Annotated in this window: 21 protein-coding genes and 1 tRNA gene; 19 read left to right on the top strand and 3 right to left on the bottom strand. The window is 54.7% G+C overall.

The window, feature by feature from the left end:
* The first annotated feature begins 362 nt into the window (after positions 1-362).
* From K6T12_RS04835 to K6T12_RS04820, 4 genes are all read left to right on the top strand, one after another.
* On the top strand, positions 363-1,349 hold the full coding sequence (locus K6T12_RS04835) for a phage integrase (RefSeq protein WP_222220022.1): 987 nt from the start codon (positions 363-365) through the stop codon (positions 1,347-1,349).
* A 45-nt stretch (positions 1,350-1,394) separates the two neighbouring features.
* Positions 1,395-1,580, top strand: coding sequence for a hypothetical protein (locus K6T12_RS04830; RefSeq protein WP_222220020.1), 186 nt, complete (start codon positions 1,395-1,397; stop codon positions 1,578-1,580).
* A complete protein-coding gene (locus K6T12_RS04825; RefSeq protein ID WP_222220018.1) occupies positions 1,570-2,628 on the top strand; it encodes an LPO_1073/Vpar_1526 family protein in 1,059 nt (352 codons plus the stop codon). The genes K6T12_RS04830 and K6T12_RS04825 overlap by 11 nt, the downstream gene beginning before the upstream one ends.
* Before the next feature lie 68 nt (positions 2,629-2,696).
* A complete protein-coding gene (locus tag K6T12_RS04820) occupies positions 2,697-4,187 on the top strand; it encodes a YecA family protein (RefSeq protein ID WP_390879077.1) in 1,491 nt (496 codons plus the stop codon).
* A 67-nt stretch (positions 4,188-4,254) separates the two neighbouring features.
* Here the strand turns inward: K6T12_RS04820 and K6T12_RS21815 are convergent, their stop codons facing one another.
* Positions 4,255-4,539, bottom strand: coding sequence for a helix-turn-helix transcriptional regulator (locus K6T12_RS21815; protein WP_390879076.1), 285 nt, complete (start codon positions 4,537-4,539; stop codon positions 4,255-4,257).
* Between the two features lie 153 nt (positions 4,540-4,692).
* Here K6T12_RS21815 and K6T12_RS04810 point away from each other — a divergent pair, with 153 nt between their 5' ends.
* The 10 genes from K6T12_RS04810 to K6T12_RS04765 all read left to right on the top strand — a co-directional run bounded on the left by K6T12_RS04810 (position 4,693) and on the right by K6T12_RS04765 (position 11,051).
* The gene (locus K6T12_RS04810) at positions 4,693-4,935 is read left to right on the top strand and encodes a hypothetical protein (RefSeq protein WP_222220221.1); all 243 of its coding nucleotides are present in this window, start codon (positions 4,693-4,695) and stop codon (positions 4,933-4,935) included.
* Positions 4,936-4,963: 28 nt separating this feature from the next.
* Entirely contained in the window at positions 4,964-5,473 is a 510-nt protein-coding gene (locus K6T12_RS04805) for a hypothetical protein (RefSeq protein ID WP_222220012.1), read from the top strand.
* 25 nt (positions 5,474-5,498) lie between these two features.
* The gene (locus tag K6T12_RS04800; RefSeq protein WP_222220011.1) at positions 5,499-6,113 is read left to right on the top strand and encodes a hypothetical protein; all 615 of its coding nucleotides are present in this window, start codon (positions 5,499-5,501) and stop codon (positions 6,111-6,113) included.
* Between the two features lie 22 nt (positions 6,114-6,135).
* The gene (locus tag K6T12_RS04795; RefSeq protein ID WP_222220009.1) at positions 6,136-6,450 is read left to right on the top strand and encodes a hypothetical protein; all 315 of its coding nucleotides are present in this window, start codon (positions 6,136-6,138) and stop codon (positions 6,448-6,450) included.
* Positions 6,451-6,463: 13 nt separating this feature from the next.
* Positions 6,464-6,676 (top strand): hypothetical protein, encoded by a 213-nt coding sequence (locus tag K6T12_RS04790; protein WP_222220007.1) that lies wholly within the window; start codon positions 6,464-6,466, stop codon positions 6,674-6,676.
* Between the two features lie 152 nt (positions 6,677-6,828).
* Complete coding sequence (locus tag K6T12_RS04785) at positions 6,829-7,110, top strand: major coat protein (protein WP_222220005.1); 282 nt, start codon at positions 6,829-6,831, stop codon at positions 7,108-7,110.
* Positions 7,111-7,126: 16 nt separating this feature from the next.
* Positions 7,127-8,347, top strand: a complete 1,221-nt coding sequence (locus K6T12_RS04780; protein ID WP_222220003.1) for a hypothetical protein — start codon at positions 7,127-7,129, stop codon at positions 8,345-8,347.
* Complete coding sequence (locus K6T12_RS04775) at positions 8,340-8,654, top strand: DUF5455 family protein (protein ID WP_222220001.1); 315 nt, start codon at positions 8,340-8,342, stop codon at positions 8,652-8,654. The genes K6T12_RS04780 and K6T12_RS04775 overlap by 8 nt, the downstream gene beginning before the upstream one ends.
* A 4-nt stretch (positions 8,655-8,658) precedes the next feature.
* Positions 8,659-9,549 (top strand): zonular occludens toxin domain-containing protein, encoded by an 891-nt coding sequence (locus K6T12_RS04770; RefSeq protein ID WP_222219999.1) that lies wholly within the window; start codon positions 8,659-8,661, stop codon positions 9,547-9,549.
* Between the two features lie 221 nt (positions 9,550-9,770).
* Positions 9,771-11,051 (top strand): hypothetical protein, encoded by a 1,281-nt coding sequence (locus tag K6T12_RS04765; RefSeq protein ID WP_222219997.1) that lies wholly within the window; start codon positions 9,771-9,773, stop codon positions 11,049-11,051.
* Positions 11,052-11,157: 106 nt separating this feature from the next.
* Here K6T12_RS04765 and K6T12_RS04760 read toward each other — a convergent pair.
* Positions 11,158-11,244, bottom strand: a tRNA-Leu gene (locus K6T12_RS04760).
* 124 nt (positions 11,245-11,368) lie between these two features.
* On the opposite strand from K6T12_RS04760, the gene queA reads away from it, so the two are divergent.
* The 5 genes from queA (at position 11,369) to secF (ending at position 16,783) form a co-directional block, all read left to right on the top strand.
* The gene (gene queA, locus K6T12_RS04755) at positions 11,369-12,415 is read left to right on the top strand and encodes a tRNA preQ1(34) S-adenosylmethionine ribosyltransferase-isomerase QueA (protein WP_222219996.1); all 1,047 of its coding nucleotides are present in this window, start codon (positions 11,369-11,371) and stop codon (positions 12,413-12,415) included.
* A gap of 14 nt (positions 12,416-12,429) precedes the next feature.
* Positions 12,430-13,548 carry a tRNA guanosine(34) transglycosylase Tgt gene (gene tgt, locus K6T12_RS04750; RefSeq protein WP_222220210.1) on the top strand — a complete coding sequence of 373 codons (1,119 nt, stop codon included), beginning with the start codon at positions 12,430-12,432 and terminating at the stop codon, positions 13,546-13,548.
* A gap of 42 nt (positions 13,549-13,590) precedes the next feature.
* Positions 13,591-13,920 (top strand): preprotein translocase subunit YajC, encoded by a 330-nt coding sequence (gene yajC / locus K6T12_RS04745; RefSeq protein WP_222219994.1) that lies wholly within the window; start codon positions 13,591-13,593, stop codon positions 13,918-13,920.
* A gap of 75 nt (positions 13,921-13,995) precedes the next feature.
* Positions 13,996-15,849 carry a protein translocase subunit SecD gene (gene secD, locus K6T12_RS04740; protein WP_222219992.1) on the top strand — a complete coding sequence of 618 codons (1,854 nt, stop codon included), beginning with the start codon at positions 13,996-13,998 and terminating at the stop codon, positions 15,847-15,849.
* Positions 15,850-15,862: 13 nt separating this feature from the next.
* Positions 15,863-16,783: a protein translocase subunit SecF gene (gene secF / locus K6T12_RS04735; RefSeq protein ID WP_222219991.1), complete on the top strand. Its 921-nt coding sequence runs from the start codon at positions 15,863-15,865 to the stop codon at positions 16,781-16,783.
* A 654-nt stretch (positions 16,784-17,437) separates the two neighbouring features.
* Here secF and K6T12_RS04730 read toward each other — a convergent pair.
* The coding region (locus K6T12_RS04730) for an ATP-binding protein (protein ID WP_222219990.1) at positions 17,438-17,894 on the bottom strand (457 nt) is incomplete at its 5' end.

Below are 17,894 nucleotides of genomic sequence, written 5' to 3'. Positions count from 1 at the left end.
GCAAGACGAAGCAAAGGGGACAGAATCGGGCAGGAATAGACAGGGAACAACAGGAATATTTCAGGCACAAAAAAAGCGGCCACCTTTCGGCTCCGCTTTCTTCTGAAGCCCCATATTACAAGGCTTCTAGATTGATCATCGATGAGATGATCGACATGGTACCAGTGGCCGGACTCGAACCGGCACGCCCGTGAAGGCAACGGATTTTGAATTCTATATTGGATATTGAATGGTTTTTCACAAACCATATAAATCAATGTGTTACGAGGCATTTGATCAGTGAAAAGCTGTCGATAGCACACAAAATAGACAGAAAAATCAGACTGCGTTGACATTCCGTTGACCAACGACAGAATGTGACTATGGCGATAAGGAAAACAGAATCCGGCTGGAAAGTGGATATCCAACCGGGGGGCAGGAGTGGCCTGAAACGATACCGGAAGACCTTCCAGACCAAAGCGGAAGCCTTGGCCTATGAAGCGTTCATCCGAAGGAAGTATATCGAGGGCGAGCCCTGGGGACTGAAGAAGAAGGATCAGACCCGGCTATCAGAGCTGATCGATCTATGGTTCTCCCTGCACGGCAAACAGCTCAAGGACACTGAGAACCGGCTGAGAATTCTCAAGGGCACTTGTGAACGCTTGGGCGACCCTCTGGCCGTCGATCTCTCCCCTTCCATGTTCACCCGTTACCGGGCCACCCGTCTAACCTCGGTGAAGCCAAACACGGTCAACCATGAACAAGCCTACCTATCGGCGGTTTATGGGACTTTGGTCAAGTTCGGGGAGTGGAAGCACGGTAACCCTCTTGCTGGCCTACCGAAAATCAAGCACGATGAGGCCGAGCTATCCTGGCTCAATCACGAACAGATACAACGGTTACTCAGCCACATGGATGAAATGAGAAACAAGGACGCTGCATTGATCACCCGGCTTTGTCTATCGACCGGGGCCCGTTGGTCAGAAGCCGAAAACCTCAAGCGCTCCCATGTACTCCCCGGCCGGGTTCATTTCGTCGGTACCAAGTCTCGAAGAAATCGATTCGTCCCGATCTCCCCTGATCTTGAACAGGATCTACGCCGACGACTGAACAAGGGACCGTTCGACAGTTCTTACAACACCTTCACCACCGCACTGACGAAAGCAGAAATCGACCTACCCAGAGGCCAGCGTACCCATGTGCTACGCCATACCTTCGCCAGTCATTTTGTGATGAACGGCGGGAATATCCTCACCCTGCAAAAGATCCTTGGGCACTCTGATATCAAGATGACGATGCGCTATGCTCATCTAGCTCCCGAGCATCTGAATGAGGCGGTAAGAATGAACCCTATATCTAAGATGACATAATTTAAAAGAGGGATATAAAGCCTCCATATTAACAAAGGAAACTCAATGGACTTTTTATTAGACAATAAAGAATGGTTGTTTAGCGGAGCCGGCATATTTGTCATATCATTAATAACTGGTCTTTTTATTAGCAACAAATTAAAAAACAAGCAAATTCAAAAATCAGGATCCAATTCAAGAAATTACCAGTCTGCTAGAGATATAAATATAGGAAAAACTAATGATAAATGATAAGAATCAAAAACAACAAGGCGGGGATTGCTCAACAAACCTACAAGGACAGTCCATTGTCATTAACCAAGGAATTAGCTACTCAGATGCAAAAGAAATAGCTCTTGATGTATATAAATCTAACTTTTTACAGCTTTCACAAGATGCAGCTGCAATAGCAATAGGTAGAGCCGAAGAGTTAACAGATAGCTTTTTATCAAAACTAAAAGAGGAAAACGAAGAGGCAATAAGCCAAATGAACCAGCCAGGTATGCAGGCTGCACTGTATGAAGCTCAAAAACAATATGCAAAGACAGGTGATAAAGATTTAGAAAATCTTCTTGTAGATATATTAGTTGAAAGAGCCTCAACCCCTGAAAGAAACATTCATCAAATAGTATTAGATGAAGCATTGCAAGTTTCGGCCAAGCTAACCACCGAACAGATGAATACACTAACAATAAACTTTTTAATTACGCAAACAACAAAGCAAGGACTTTTAGAGCCAGATGATCTTGTAAAATATTTGGAACAAGTAATCTTGCCATTCACAAAAGACATAAAAAATTCAGATTCTTGCTACCAACACCTAGCATACACCGGTTGTATCGGATTGATGGACACAAGCTTTTATAAACCATTAGAGCAAATATTACTAGACCAATACACTGCATTTCTTTGCAAAGGTTTTACCCTGCAGGAGTTTGAGGATATATTTGAAGATACTGATCCGGCTTTAGACCTTATTATGAAATGCTTTATATTTGAAGACAAATATCAATTTAGAGCTATAGATAGTATAGCCTTTAAGAAAATGATGGAGGGGAAAAATATAGATCCAAAATCTGAGAAAAAGCTTTTAAAGCTTTATGAATCTAGCAAAATGGAAAGTGAGGAAGCGAAGAAATACATATTAAGCAAAAGCGAAAAACTAGAGCATCTATTCAAAGAATGGAAAGACACAAATCTATCTAAATTTAGACTCACAACAGTTGGCATTGCAATAGCCCAGGCAAACTTCAGAAAAAGCACGGGTGTAAAGCTAACCTTAGGGACATGGATTACATAAGCTTAAGCTCCAATTAACCTTAATGTATCTCCATCACATTAAATAAAGAAAAGGTCACATTGCAAACGATGCTTTCACAAATAAAAAAACAAAAAGGACAGAACAAAAGTGAGAGATACCTTGCTAGATTAGCAGATAGCACCTTCTTTGGATTATGGAGCTACCCAAACGTTTACACTGATGAAGGATTTAAAAAAAACAAACAAGGCGATGAGCTTTGCGATTTATTAGTAGTATTTGAAAATAAGGTTTTGATATTTTCTGATAAAGAAATATCATTCAATAAAGAAATTGATGTTGAAGTAGCCTGGAAACGCTGGTTAAAAAGGTCTGTTATAAAATCCGCATCTCAGCTTCATGGTGCAGAATCATTTATTAAGTCGAACCCGTCACGCTTATATTTAGACAAAAAATGCAAGCAAAAATTTCCAATCCACCTAGATTCTTCAGATATTGAAGTATACTTGATAGCAGTAACAAAAAATAGCACAACCCCAGCAATTAATTATTTTAACTCTATAGACAAAGGAAGTTCTGGAACTTTATTGCACTGTTATTACCACACAATGGAAGATTGTTTGGAGAAACCTTTTGTACTAGGCGACATAAATCCTAACAAGACGTTTGTTCATGTTTTTGATGAGCTAGCTTTGGATTTAATCTTTAGTAAATTGGATACAACTTATGACTTCATTTATTACTTAAAAACAAAAGAAAAAGCCATTAGAAGTGGAGTTTTACTTTCAATAGCTGGGGAGGAAGAACTTTTAGCCTACTACTTGAGTAATACCTCAAAGAAGCTAGTCGGAGACATTCCCCTACCTTTGAAAAACAAAGAAAATGCTTTGCTAGTGCTTTCCGAAGGGGGGTGGGAAAGGTTTCAGAGCTCTGAATATGACAAGTTTCTTCGCTCAAATAAAACCAAGAGCCAATACTGGGATAAGTTAATTTCCATTTTCTCAAAGAGCATTTTGGATGGTACGGTTGATCCAGAATTAAATCTTCCTTTTAAAACACACGAGGAAGCATTGAAATCATTGGCTTCTGAGAACCGAGTTTCAAGAGGCATTTTATGCGAGGCATTTTTAGACAAATTCAATTCCGTGCCTGAAGAGGCAAGAAGCTCTCGTTTGGTATTTTCACCTCTTTACCCCAATAGGCTCTATATATTTCTATTTTTCCCACGATACGAAGAGATTGATTACAAAGAATACCGAGAATCCAGAAGAAACTGCATGAAAGCATATTTGCTTGTCGCAAAATACTTAAATCCGAAAGTAGACGATATAGTGATACTAGCAACAGAAACTAAAAACTCTAACGGTCGCTCTGAAGATATCATGTCAGTAAAATTTAGTGAGCCACTGACTCAGGACCAAAAAGATAAAGCAAAAAAAATAATGGATGAGCAATCTGTCTTAAATCAAAGTAAAAAATTCAATTCAAGAGAGCTTTCAGCTGTACAAAGGCCATACTTAAATATGAAATTAAAGATAGGAAGAAATAATCCATGCCCATGTGGATCGGGAGTCAAGTACAAGAGATGTTGCGGGAACTAATTCAGTTACCCATAAACGCCCCCTCCTACCTACATCAATCGGAACCATCTTCCCCTTATCTTCAGCGCTACTTGGTATCCGTCCCTGTTTCTCGGTAGTCGTCTATGATCTGCTCCAGAGGTGGCCTAATCTGTCCGATATCCGGCTTAACTTCGCCGATGGTTAACCAGAAGGTGTACTGGGGATAGAGCTTGCATAGCATCTGCAGGATGGAAGATGCAGGGTCTGTTCCCTTGTTCTCGATGCTCTCTAGCGTTCGTTGAGAGATCCCTAGACGTTCTGCGAACACCTTTCGTCCCAATCCCTCACTATCCCTGAGACAACGAATTTTTTTCGAGAGATCGCTTGACATACCCATATCTGCGTATAGACTCATATTTAAGCTACGCATATATGAGTAACCCATAATGCCGTAGCCACCTAAAGCATAGTCGATATTGTTGTCTGCCCCTTCGGCGCCAACCAGAGAGGGGCGAGCATAACCATCAAGTATACAGGTGTCGTTATGGAAAACGCAGCGATTGCCGAGCTTCAAAAGCTCACGAACCTGGGAGTGGGGCCGTTTGTACATCCCCGCCGTATGGCCCAGCTCATGGGCTGCTCTTACGCCCAGATCATCAAGGGAATGAATCGAGGTGTGGTGCCGGTGGCACTGCCCTTCGCCCAGGGCTTCGGAAAAGAACGCCCTACCCGTTACGTGGATATGCTCCGCTGGATCGAACAGGTCCGGTCACAACGCCCCTATTAGGGAAAGCTAAGCCAAGGAGGCCGCCAACATGCTTACGCAATTGGAACGGCGCATCCGGGGCAGTATCAGGGATGCCAAGCACGTTTGCCGTGCAAAGCTGGTTTCAGGCCAGCACCTTCAATTTCTCAAAGCCGAGTACAACCAGATCTGCCGGGATTGGGCCGTGCATATCTGCGGCTATCCAAAGCCCGACATCACCCGTCTTCAGCGTCTGCTGTTCCGGCTGCGCCGCTGGTTAACCCTGGCCGAGTCTCGCCACTTCCGCACCTCTGCCCTGGACATCTATTCCGATCATCCGGCTTCGGTCCGTTCGCTGGCGTGGTTCCGCTACCGCTGTGGCGAAGAGGGGATTATTCACCGTCTGCGCAGTGAGGGCGTTATCCACCCCCCTAAGCGTTACCGCTGCCCGCTGACTCGGGACATGTTCTTGCCTGGGGCGCCGGTCGACGCAAACGAGCCGTACCCGTTTGTGTCGGGCGGGGGCCTAACGGCGGCGGTAGCACTCCGACAAGAACCCCGGCGCTCATTCCGCTGTTAACGCACCCAACTAGAGGACGGACCCCATGTACGGCATAGAGGGAAAACCGGGACGTTTCTGCCGCTGTGGCTGGTGCGAAATGGAATACGGCCAGCACCGGCCCTACGGCGGTTTTGTGCCCTTCCTGGACCCGATCTATCACCCCGGCCTGAAGACCCTGTACGGCATCGAGTGTTGCGCGCATTGCTACCGCTGGCTGTGCAATACCGATGTCGGCCAGCGCTTCGAGTGGGCGGTGCACTGTGGCCGGAAGCTGGGCGACGAGATTCAGCCGTCTAACTTCCCCGGCCTCGATGTCTGGCAAGCGTTGTCTGTCGGTTGCTATCCGACTGCCTCGCCGCTGTGCCGTCTGGCTCCGTCCTCTGTGGATAACTCCGCTGCTGCCTTTCCCCCTGTCCAACCCCGCGAAGCGGCCAGACCGTCCAACCATCTGCGCCGCCTCGGTCGGCTCAAGGGGGTTCACCTCTGCCGCACCGATTGGGCAGAGACTCGCGGCGCTCCGTACTACGACCCGGCCCGCTGGTACCGGCCCCAGTTTCAACCCGTGGCACCCGACGATGCGGAACTAGCTGCCCGCTCGGGACTGCCGACGAAAGCGGGACGCAGAAAACCTAGCCTGCGTCCCTTCCAACTCCGCTAGGTAACTACTCGAGGATACGACCATGAACACCACTATGACCAACGTCCGCATCGTCGCCGCCAAGCGCTTCAAGATGGACAACGGCACCTCCGGCGCGCAGTTCTTCTGCCTGGGCGAGAACAAGGACGATGAAAACTACATCGGCAACGAAGTGATGAAGATGTCCGGCGACTTCGAACTGCTCGACCGGGTACGGGGTAACGTCCCCGGCTCCTTCGATGTCGATGTTGAACTGGTTCGCGGCGCGCAAGACAAGATGTCCTTTCGCGCTATCGCCTTTAAGCCCGTTCCGGGTCCCGCTGCTGGGAAGAGTTCTTCAGCTGCGGGCAAGGACTAAGGAGGGCTGAGCCATGCGACTGCTAAGAAATAGCACCGCCTTCGCCCTGGGGCTGCTGTTGGCGGTCGCCAGCTCCCTGCTACTGATCCCCTCGGCCCATGCGGTCGAGGATCAAGTCTTCCGGGATGAGGTCGCCATTATCAGCGAGGAAACAAACAGCATCATCGTGCAATCGACGCTCGGTCTTGCCTATTGCCTTGGCTGGGTGGCGGGCTCGTTCCGGTAGGGGGAAAACGTGATGACCTTGGAAACCTTCCTGAGTGAATACAGCGGCCACATTCTGGGCGCCTTCGCGCTGGGCTATGGCTCCTCGATTCTCATCACGTACTTAAAAAAGCTCTTCGAGCAACTGTGAAATCCATCAGAGAGGAAACGACCATGAAAAGCGTCGACAAAAAACTGATCAACAACGAAGCCCTGAAGTCCCGCTTTGCCACCCTGCTGCAGCGGTCTACCGCTGCCCGTATGGCGGTTGTCACCATGCTGGCGACTGCCGCCGTAGATGCTAATGCGGCGCTACCGGCTGCCATCGGTACCGAACTGGCTAACGTACAGGCTGACGGTCTGGCCTTGGCCGATCTGGTGTGGCCGGTGGTGATCACCCTGTTCGGCGCGCTGGTGCTGTTCAAGCTGTTCAAGCGCTTCGGCTCGCAGATCTAACCGGGAGGGTAGGTCTATGTCCGTCCAGCACGGGCGCAAAGGGCGGGCCTTCGTGCTCGCCCTTTTATACGTCCTGATTCCAAACGTTGGTGAAGCCTTCGATTTCAGCGTCAACGCCCGCGAAGTCACCGGTGCCCGCTGGAACGGCCAAGCTGCCGATGTCGAATACTCCGCCCAAGCCAAACTGCCCGGCGGCAACCGCCGCTATAAGAAGATCCGGGCGCAATACTCCGCCAATCGCATCGTGCAGATCGCCAAGAAGTCGCGGGCCCTGAATCCCGGTGCGGCGGCCTTCAACTTCGCCATCATCGGCGCAATCTCGGCGGCAGGTTGGTTTATCGACGACCTGACCGGCCAAGTGCTGACCGGCAACCCTGGTACGGGTTCCGGCTCCGGCCAAGCGGGCCACTTCTACATTGCCAACCCCGGTTACACCCCTTCATCTGAATACCTGCCCAGCCCCGAAGCCGCGCTTGAACAGTGGTGCGGGATGACCGGCCATAGCAACTGTTATCTCGTAAGCCCAACGATGGGTAAATACACTCATAGCGGCAACGGCATTGAATACAATCTCACCATCGGCGAATACAGCTGTACCAACTACAGCCAAGATTGGCTGGATACCTACGCCCCCAACAGCGGCTGTACCGTGGCTCCCCCGGAACCGGTCACCGAAGAGGAGCTGCAAGAAGCGCTGACCGAAGCCATCGAAGAACTGTCCCCGGCTGAACTGCGCCAAGCGTTCGAAACCATCGCTAACAACCCGGAAATGTTCCCCGAACTGGCAACGGCCCTGCAGGACTGGACCCAAGCCATCGAAGACGAAACCGGCCTCGATGGCAGTGAGATAGACGAAGACCCGACCGACGAATCGGAAGACGCCCAAGATGTGTTGGACGTGCGGGTGGTCGAACCGGTACAGATCGACGAAACCGATGTGCCGACCGAACGGGAAATGGATGAACTGCCCGACGATCTCTACAAGGACATCACCAACTACGCCGACAACCTACCGGACCTGCCTAGTATCCCAAGACCCGGTATCGGCCTGGACCACTCCAGCAGCTGCGAGACCCTGACCCTCAGTTGGCGAGGCACCTCGGTGGTGTTCCCCAGCACTGACCAATGCCAGAAGCTGAACGCCATGAAAAGCATCATGGAGTGGTTCCTGTCGGTGGTCACGCTCTTTGGTTGCTGGTACATCATTCTCGGCAAGCGAGGTGTCCCCAATGCCTAAGCTAGCGGAACTGATCGGCTTCCTGTTCAACAAGCTGTTGGGGCGCTTCGTCCAGCATATAGACGCCGGCATCGTCATGCGGCTCACCCTGGTCGGTGCCTTCGTCGGCGTGGTCGGGGTGGGGTACGCCACCGTATCCGGCATCATCGGCGGGCTGTCGTTCATCGTCAGCGACGACCTGGGCCGCGCCATGTCCTGGGTGGTGCCGGACAATGCCGTAGCCTGTATCGGCGCGTTAGTCTCCGCCTCGATAGCGAGGGCCACTATCGACTTTCACGGCACCCTACTACAAATGCTCAAGGGATAGAGCCATGTATTACCGCATCCTGACCGGCACGTTAGGGGCCGGTAAAACCGCCACCGCCGTTTACCTCGCGGTCACCCGCTACCTCAAGAAGGGCCGTATCGTCTGCACCAACGTCGACTTCTACCCGGAACACTTCAAGAACAAGCATGACAAGTCGATGCGGATCTACCGGCTACCCGATCACCCCACCGCCGACGACCTCAAGAACCTGCCGATCGGCAACAAGGGGCTGATCATCGGCCCAGACGGCAGCTATATGCCCGGCCCCAACTACAACGCCCGCGAAAACTCCCTGCTGTTGCTCGATGAGCTGGCCCAGAACATGAACACCCGCGACTTCAACAAGAAAGGACGGCTAGAGCTGATCTCCATCGCGGTGCTTCTGCGCAAGATGGGCTACGACACCCTGTTCCTGGTGCAAGACATCGAAATGCTCGACAAGCAGATCAGAAACTCGGTCGGCAACGAAACCGGCTTCGGTATCAATATGGGGGTGGTGCCAATACCGATTATCGGCAAGCTGTGGCGGATCTTCACCGGTGACGCGCTCTGCTTCCCGTCCTCCACCATCCGAACCAAGTTCTACCTCGGCCACTCCAACGCCAAGGGCAGCCTGAAAACCTCGGTGGTGCACTTCAACATCAACAGCGTGAAGCGGGTCTACAACACCGCCCAGAAACTCAGCGAAGAGTATGCGCCGTCCTGGGCCATCAAACATCACGGCACCGCGGGAACCCACTGTCTGCTGACTCCATACCACCTCAAAGGCTACAAGCTGCCGCCACCGCCCACGCTACTACAGCGCCTCAACAAAGCGTTCTGCCTGCTGATCTTCAGCATCAGCCTGCTTGTTCAACCCTTCACCCCTAAACACTGGTGGGAGTTCCAACGATGAGTATCGCCCTAGTGTATGTCGGCTTGGCCTTGATGCTTTGGCTCAAGCTCTGCCAATCCAACGACGACGATGAAAGCTAACGGCCCGTAGCCCCGGCTGACGCGCAGCAGGCAGCAGGGGCGACGGGCCGGGGCCGTCCGACACGGCCCTGTAGCACGTGTCAAAAAATCTAACCAACGTTCACATAGAGTGGACAGATACGAAGAAAGGGAAATCAGATCATGAAAAAGAAAATGCCCGGACGTTATCTATCACCTGACCAAGGTGGGATTATGCAGGAGTCCCCGGAAGGAAGAATTTTCTGTTGGCCTGGTCAGATACAAGACCTCAGCTCGATACAGCTGCTCCGTTCAACAGTCGACACGGTACGCCAGCTCTACCGCTGCCAGCTCGACATGAAGGTCTACGAAGAGATTTATGCTCTGTACGAAGAAGGTATCAAGAAGACGCAGACTATCCATGTACACGGCTATGAGTTCGCGGTCTGCAACGGCGGTAGCTCTGGTTATAAGATCCGGCTCCAGAACAACGAGATTGGTCTGATCGTGTTCATCAAGTCACGCCATGCCAAGATCGAGAACACCTCCAGCCATATCAAGGTCGAGTGCTCACCTAAGTTCCTGCTGAAGTACGCCCCGGAAGACGCCCAGAACCTGATGGACGGTATCGCCTATTGGCTGTCGGTTGGACCGATAGAGCATCAAGGTGTCGCGGTGCACCTCGCCCTGGACTTCCAAGGCTGGCAACCTGGGGCTGACTTCCTCGACCGGCTCACCTGTCGCGCTCGGCGTTGTGCCACCCGTGACGGCCTGGACAGTTTCACCTTCGAAGCCTCAGACGTGGCGCTTAGATACGGTGGCTTGCAGTCGATCACAGTCGGTTCGGTTAAGTCCCTGCAGATGTGCCTGTACGACAAGACCAAGGAAGCCCATGCATCCGACAAGCTCGACTTCTTCCGCTCCCAATGGGAAGGCGAACAATCGGGGATCTTCCAGCACCTCGGCGGTAGCTATGACCCTGACAAGCCCGTCCAGCGTCTGGAAATGCGTTTCCATCACTCGGTGCTGAAACAGTTCGAGCGGGGCTCTGACGTGGGTCTATCGAACTACCTGGAAGCCTTCGACCACCTCAAAGGGCTGTGGCAATACGCCTTGGACAGTATCCGCCTCGACTTCAATACCGCTTGGGTCGATCCGATCTGGTGCCTGTTGCATGATGATGTGGGTTTCGAACGCGCCTCCGAGAAGGTGCTGAAACGAGCGTACAAAACGCCGGGACTCGGCAACGAAAAGAACGTGGCGCTTTTTCTGGGAAACTTCGTATCCATCATCGCCAGAAACGGGATTACGGTTGATCAAGCGTGGAACTGCCTGAAGGCGTCTGGCTGCTGGGAGGATATCTTAGGCTACTATCAGAACAGGGGAATGAGTCAGTCGGATCTGTATAGCTGGTTGGCTCTTTCGATCAAACAACGAAGGCTTGTCGGAAAGGCTGCGGCCTGATTTTTTTTGGCTCTGCGTTGACACTTCGTTGACCACTTAGGAATGACAACAAACAACGCTTAGGGGGATGTGCTTTGTAAACCCGTTTAGAATCAAAGGGTTCACATGGTACCAGTGGCCGGACTCGAACCGGCACGCCCGTGAAGGCAACGGATTTTGAATCCGTCGTGTCTACCAATTTCACCACACTGGCACATCGTGAGGCCGGTATTATAGGCGGCCCGGCGCATCCGTCAATGCTCTGTCTACGCTGACCTGAAAAAAAGCTGATTTTCCGGTACACTTCGCCGCTTCCTCAACCTCACTTTTTTGGTTTCATGCAGGTTAAAGACTTTCATTTTGAACTACCGGACGAGCTGATCGCCCGCTATCCGCTGGCGCAACGCTCCAGCAGCCGGCTACTCTGCCTTGAGGGCAACAACGGCACGCTGGCGCACCGTACCTTCAGCGACGTGATCGAGCTGATCGAGCCCGGCGATCTTATGGTGTTCAACAACACCCGGGTGATCCCGGCGCGGTTGTTCGGCCAGAAAGAGAGCGGCGGCAAGGTCGAGGTGCTGATCGAGCGAATCCTCGACCAACAGCGGGTACTGGCGCATGTGCGCTCCAGCCGCTCGCCGAAGGCCGGTGCCATCCTGCTGCTGGAGGGCGGCCTGCGTGCCGAGATGACCGGCCGCCACGAGAACCTGTTCGAACTGCGCTTCGAGCTGGAAGGTTCGCTACTGGAGGCGCTGGAGCAGCACGGTCATATACCGCTGCCGCCCTATATGAAGCGCGAGGACGAGTTGTCCGACCGCGAGCGCTACCAGACGGTATACAACAGCCAGCCGGGCGCGGTGGCGGCACCGACCGCCGGCTTGCACTTCGACCAGCCGCTGCTGGACAAACTGGCCGCCAAGGGCGTGCAGACCGCATTCGTCACGCTGCATGTCGGCGCCGGCACCTTCCAGCCGGTCAAGGTCGACAAGATCGAAGACCATATCATGCACAGCGAGTATATCGAGGTGCCGGAGTCGGTGGTCGAGGCGGTCAAGGCAACCCGCGCCCGCGGTAAGCGGGTCATCGCGGTGGGCACCACCAGTGTACGCAGCCTGGAGAGCGCCAGCCGCAGCGGCGAGATCGAACCGTTCTGCGGCGAGAGCGATATCTTTATCTATCCGGGCTATCAGTTCCGCTCGGTGGACTGCCTGATTACCAATTTCCATCTGCCGGAGTCGACGCTGCTGATGCTGGTCAGCGCGTTCGCCGGCTATGAACACACCATGCACGCCTATCAGGTGGCGGTCGAGCAAAGTTACCGCTTCTTCAGCTATGGCGATGCAATGTTTATCACCCGTAAAGACGGGAGTTCGGAGACGAAATGAGTCGACAGTGTTTTATGAAATTCGAGCGGGTCGCCACTGAGGGCAAGGCCCGCCGTGCCCGCCTGAAGTTCCCGCGCGGCACCGTGGAAACCCCGGCCTTCATGCCGGTCGGCACCTATGGCACCGTCAAGGGGATGCTGCCGCGTGATATTGAAGCAACCGGCGCACAGATCCTGCTGGGTAACACCTTCCACCTGATGCTACGGCCGGGTACCGAGATCATCTCCCAGCACGGTGACCTGCACGATTTCATGAACTGGGACAAGCCGATCCTGACCGACTCCGGCGGTTTCCAGGTGTTCAGTCTCGGCGCTATGCGCAAGATCACCGAGCAGGGCGTCACTTTCCAGTCGCCGGTGGACGGTTCCAAGGTGACCCTGACACCGGAGCGTTCGATGGAGGTACAGCGCGCGCTGGGCTCCGATATCGTGATGATCTTCGACGAATGCACGCCTTACCCCGCCCCCCAGAAAGAGGCGGAACTGTCGATGCGGATGTCGCTGCGCTGGGCCGAGCGCTCCAAGCAGTCCCACGGCGACAGCCCGTCGGCGCTGTTTGGTATCATCCAGGGCGGCATGTACGAGCACCTGCGTGACGAGTCGCTGGAAGGGCTGACCGAGATAGACTTCGATGGCTACGCGATCGGCGGCCTGTCGGTCGGCGAGCCGAAAGAGGAGATGATCAAGATCCTCGACCACCTGGCCTACAAGATGCCGGAAGACAAGCCTCGTTACCTGATGGGCGTCGGCCGGCCGGAGGATATCGTCGAGGCGGTGCGCCGCGGCGTGGACATGTTCGACTGCGTGATGCCGACCCGCAACGCGCGCAACGGCTACCTGTTCACCCACACCGGTATCGTCAAGATCCGCAATTCGGCCAACAAGGCCAGCACCGCGCCGGTCGACGAACAGTGCGACTGCTACACCTGTCAGAACTTCAGCCGGGCCTACTTGCATCACCTGGACAAGTGCAACGAGATCCTCGGTTCACAGCTCAATACCATCCACAATCTGCACTACTATCAGACCCTGATGGCTGGTTTGCGTCAGGCTATTGAACAGGGTAAATTGAGCGACTTTGTAGACAACTTTTACCATCAGCGAGGGCTCGAAACGCCGCCGCTGGAAGCGTAAGAACATCCATATTTTTCATAGAGTTATTAGGAGTTAAGCCGAATGAGCTTCTTTATCTCCCCGGCATATGCCGAAGGCGCTGCAGGCGCTGCGGCTCCGGAGATGTTCAACATCCTGTTCCTGGTCGGCTTCGGTCTGATCTTCTACTTCTTCATGTGGCGCCCGCAGGCCAAACGCGCCAAGGAACATAAAAACCTGGTCGGCGGCCTCTCCAAAGGCGACGAAGTGGTCACCAGCGGCGGCATCATCGGTAAAGTGATCCGCCTGGACGACGACTACGTGGTACTGGAAGTCAGCGAAGGTACCGAACTGAAGTTCCAGAAACTGCACGTTGCAGCCGCGCTGCCGAAAGGCACGATCAAAAACATCTAAGGCTGCGGATACAAACGCCACTGCACAGTTCAGTGGCGTTTTTCTTTTCTTGCTTGAAGGATCCGGGCACCGACCATGCTCAATCGATACCCCCTGTGGAAAACCCTGCTGATCGTACTGGTGCTGGCACTGGGCACGCTGTACGCAGCACCGAACCTCTATCCGGATGACTATGCGATCCAGCTATCCGGCAGCCGTGACGCCTACCAGGTCGACCAGCCGCTGCTCGACCGCGCCAAAGAGGCACTGGAGCGCGAAGGGATCAGTTTCACCAGCGTCGAACTGGACGAACGCAACGGCCTGATCCGTTTCGCGGACAGTGAAACCCAACTGAGGGCCAAGGCGGTGGTCGCCAATGCCCTGGGCAGCAACTACGTGGTGGCGCTGAACCTGGCACCGACCACGCCGGACTGGCTGACCGATATCGGTGCCGGGCCGATGAAGCTGGGCCTTGACCTGCGTGGCGGGGTGCACTTCCTGTTGGAGGTCGACCTGCCGACCGCAGTTGCCCAGAAGCTGGAAAACTACGCCGCCGAGATCAAATCCAAGCTGCGTGAGGAGCGGCTGCGCTACCGTAGCCTGGAAACCCGCGCCGACGGCTCCCTGGCGGCCAAGTTCGCCCAACCCGAGGTGCGCGACGAGGCGTTGTCGCTGCTGCGCAAGGAGTACCAGCAGTTCCTGGTGACCACTGACGATCAGGACGATGCCTACTACGTAGTGGTCAACCTCAGCGAAGCGGCAATCCGCGAGATCGAGGACTACGCCCTCAAGCAGAACCTGACCACCCTGCGCAACCGTGTCAATGAACTGGGTGTGGCCGAACCTCTGGTGCAGCGTCAGGGCCGCAACCGCATCGTAGTGCAGCTGCCGGGCATTCAGGACACCGCGGCCGCCAAGCGGATCATCGGTAAGACCGCAACCCTGGAGTTCCGCCTGGAGGCCGCGCCGCGGGCGCCGAAGGCCACCACCGAAACTTACGATTTCCGCAGTGAGCCGGGCCGCACCGCAACGCTGGAGAAGGACATCATCATCAAGGGTGACAACGTCTCCAACGCCGCCGCGACCTTCGACGAGAACGGCATGCCGCAGGTGTCGATCACCCTCGATTCCCAGGGCGGCGAGCTGATGGCACGCACCACCCGTAACGCGGTCAAGCGCCGCATGGCGGTACTGTTCGTCGAGCATAAGCAGCGCACCGTCTACAAGACCGTGGACGGACAGCAGGTCGAGCAGCGGGTGCCGTACGTCGAGAAGAACATCATCTCGCTGGCCACCATCCAGACGGTACTGGGCAACCAGTTCCGCATCACCGGCCTGGACGGTGCCGGAGAGTCCTCCGAGCTGGCACTTCTGCTGCGTGCCGGCGCCCTGGCGGCGCCGATCTACTTCGTCGAGGAGCGTACCGTCGGGCCAAGCCTGGGTGCCCAGAACATCGAACTGGGTGTGACCTCGGTACAGATCGGCTTCGCACTGGTGCTGATCTTCATGGCAATCTACTACCGGGTGTTCGGCCTGCTGGCCAACGTCGCCCTGACACTCAACCTGGTGCTGCTGGTAGCGGTGATGTCGATGCTGTCGGCCACACTGACCCTGCCGGGTATCGCCGGCATCGTGTTGACGGTCGGTATGGCGGTGGATGCCAACGTACTGATCTTCGCCCGCATCAAGGAGGAATTGAAGAACGGCCTGCCGCCGCAGTCGGCAATCCACGCCGGCTTCGAACGCGCCTTCTCGACCATCTTCGATGCCAATATCACCACCCTGCTGGCCGCGCTGATCCTGTTCGCGATGGGTACCGGTCCGGTGAAGGGCTTCGCGGTTACCCTGTCGGTCGGTATCTGTACCTCCATGTTCACCGCCATCCTGGTGACCCGTCTGCTGGTCAACCTGGTCTACGGCGGTCGCAGCATCAAGAAACTGGCGATCTGAGGGGGATGACCGAATGGCGAATACAGTGAAAATCTACAACTTCATGGGCCTGCGCAAGGGCGCGGCCGCGCTGTCGATCCTGCTGCTGGTGATCTCCATCGGCTCACTAGCGGTCAACGGCCTGAAATTCGGCCTGGACTTCACCGGCGGTAGCCTGGTGGAGGTCGGTTACGAACAGCCGGCCGACCTGAACCAGATCCGCGACCAGCTGGCCGCCGCCGGCTACGACGATGCGGTGGTGCAGACGTTTGGCTCTCCGACCGATATCCTGATCAGGCTCGGCCGCGACCATGACCCGCAACTGGGTGACAAGGTGGTCGCCGCGCTGCAACAGGACAGCAGCCAGACCCTGACCTTACGCCGCAACGAGTTCGTCGGCGCCCAGGTCGGTGAAGAGCTGCGTGAACAGGGCGGTCTCGGCATGTTGCTGGCGCTGTTCATGATCATGGTCTACGTGGCGTTCCGCTTCCAGTTCAAGTTCTCCGTCGGCGCGGTAGCAGCGCTGGCCCACGATGTACTGATCGTGCTGGGCTTCTTCTCGGTGCTGCAGATCGAGTTCGACCTGACCGTGCTGGCGGCGGTGCTGGCGGTAATCGGTTACTCGCTGAACGACACCATCGTGGTGTCCGACCGAATCCGCGAAAACTTCCGCATGATGCGCAAGGGCACCCCGATCGAGATCATGAACAACTCGCTGAGCCAGACCCTTGGCCGCACTCTGGTGACCTCGTTGACTACCTTGCTGGTGCTGGTGGCGCTGGCGGTGTTCGGTGGCGAGATGATCCACGGCTTCGCGGTGGCGCTGCTGGTCGGCGTGCTGGTGGGCACCTACTCCTCCATCTACGTGGCCGCCAATGTGCTGGTAATGATGGGGATCTGCAAGGAAGACTTACTGCCGCCGGAGAAAGAGGAAGAGGTGGACGACCGGCCCTGATTGTTCTTCAGACAGTCAAAACAACAACAGCGGGCCCTGCCCGCTGTTTTTTTAATCCACGCAGTTAGGCTGCTCTGCCACTATCACGACCGTCATCCACTGCAGTGCGCCGTCACAGCCCCTCTCTCCCGCTCAAGCTATAGGGTTAGATTCGCCAAGCCCCCGCATGACGCCTAAGTTTCGCCCAGAGGCGCCAGTCCCTTTTTCCAAGTTGCGATATACCCCGAAGTCCTCTGCCTTATCACGATGCAGTTCGGCTCAGGTATGCCCTTTATTGCATACCGCAAGAATATTGCGGTCCCTGTACAGATAGCGGGCGTTGGCCGATATCAGAACCGACTTGGCTTGAGCGAGCTGCGCCCCCAACCGACGTAGCCTAGGCGAACGGCCTGGCGCCTACGGTGGAAATAAACGGATAGGATCAGCACTCGTAGCGTTATAGCAACAAAACCAGCCTAATCGGAAGCGGGGTTTCTCACATGAAGCAGCACTCGCCGGGAAACCGATTCCAGCCAGGAAATTCCCCAGGAAACTGCCACGAAAATAACGTCCACTGCTGGTTGCCGACGTCGGGTGCGTATTCCGGCGAAGTTGAACACCGATTCCGGACGAACGTGAACACCTGATTTCTCAACGCATCACGCCCAGACGTTTTTAGCCCAGGTGTTCATCTTCGGTCAACTGGCCGAGGATTTTCCGCATCGATTCACCCTTCAGCTGTAACCGGTGGGCGTTGTGCATCAACCGGTCGAGGATGGCGTCTGCTAGGGTGCTGTCGCCGATGCTGGCGTACCACTGATCGGTCGGCAGCTGGCTGATCACCAGCGTCGAGGTCTGGCCGTGCCGGTCGTCCATAATCTCCATCAAGTCATTGCGGTGGGCCGGTTTCAGCGGCTCCAGTCCCCAGTCGTCGATCATCAGCAACCGAACCTTTGCCAAGTATTTGAGCAGCTTGTGGTAGCTGCCGTCGGCCTTGGCTTGGGTCAGCTCCAGCAACAGCCGAGAGAGCCGGTAGTAGCGCACGCTGTAGCCCCGCAGGCAGGCGCTGTGGCCCAGCGCGCAGCCAAGGTAGGTCTTGCCGCTGCCGCAGGGTCCGGTGATCAGCAGGTTC

Source organism: Marinobacterium arenosum (genome assembly GCF_019795155.1).
GTDB lineage: Bacteria > Pseudomonadota > Gammaproteobacteria > Pseudomonadales > Balneatricaceae > Marinobacterium_C > Marinobacterium_C arenosum.
Note: the sequence above shows the minus strand (reverse complement) of the source record. Positions and strands in the feature narration are given on the sequence as shown.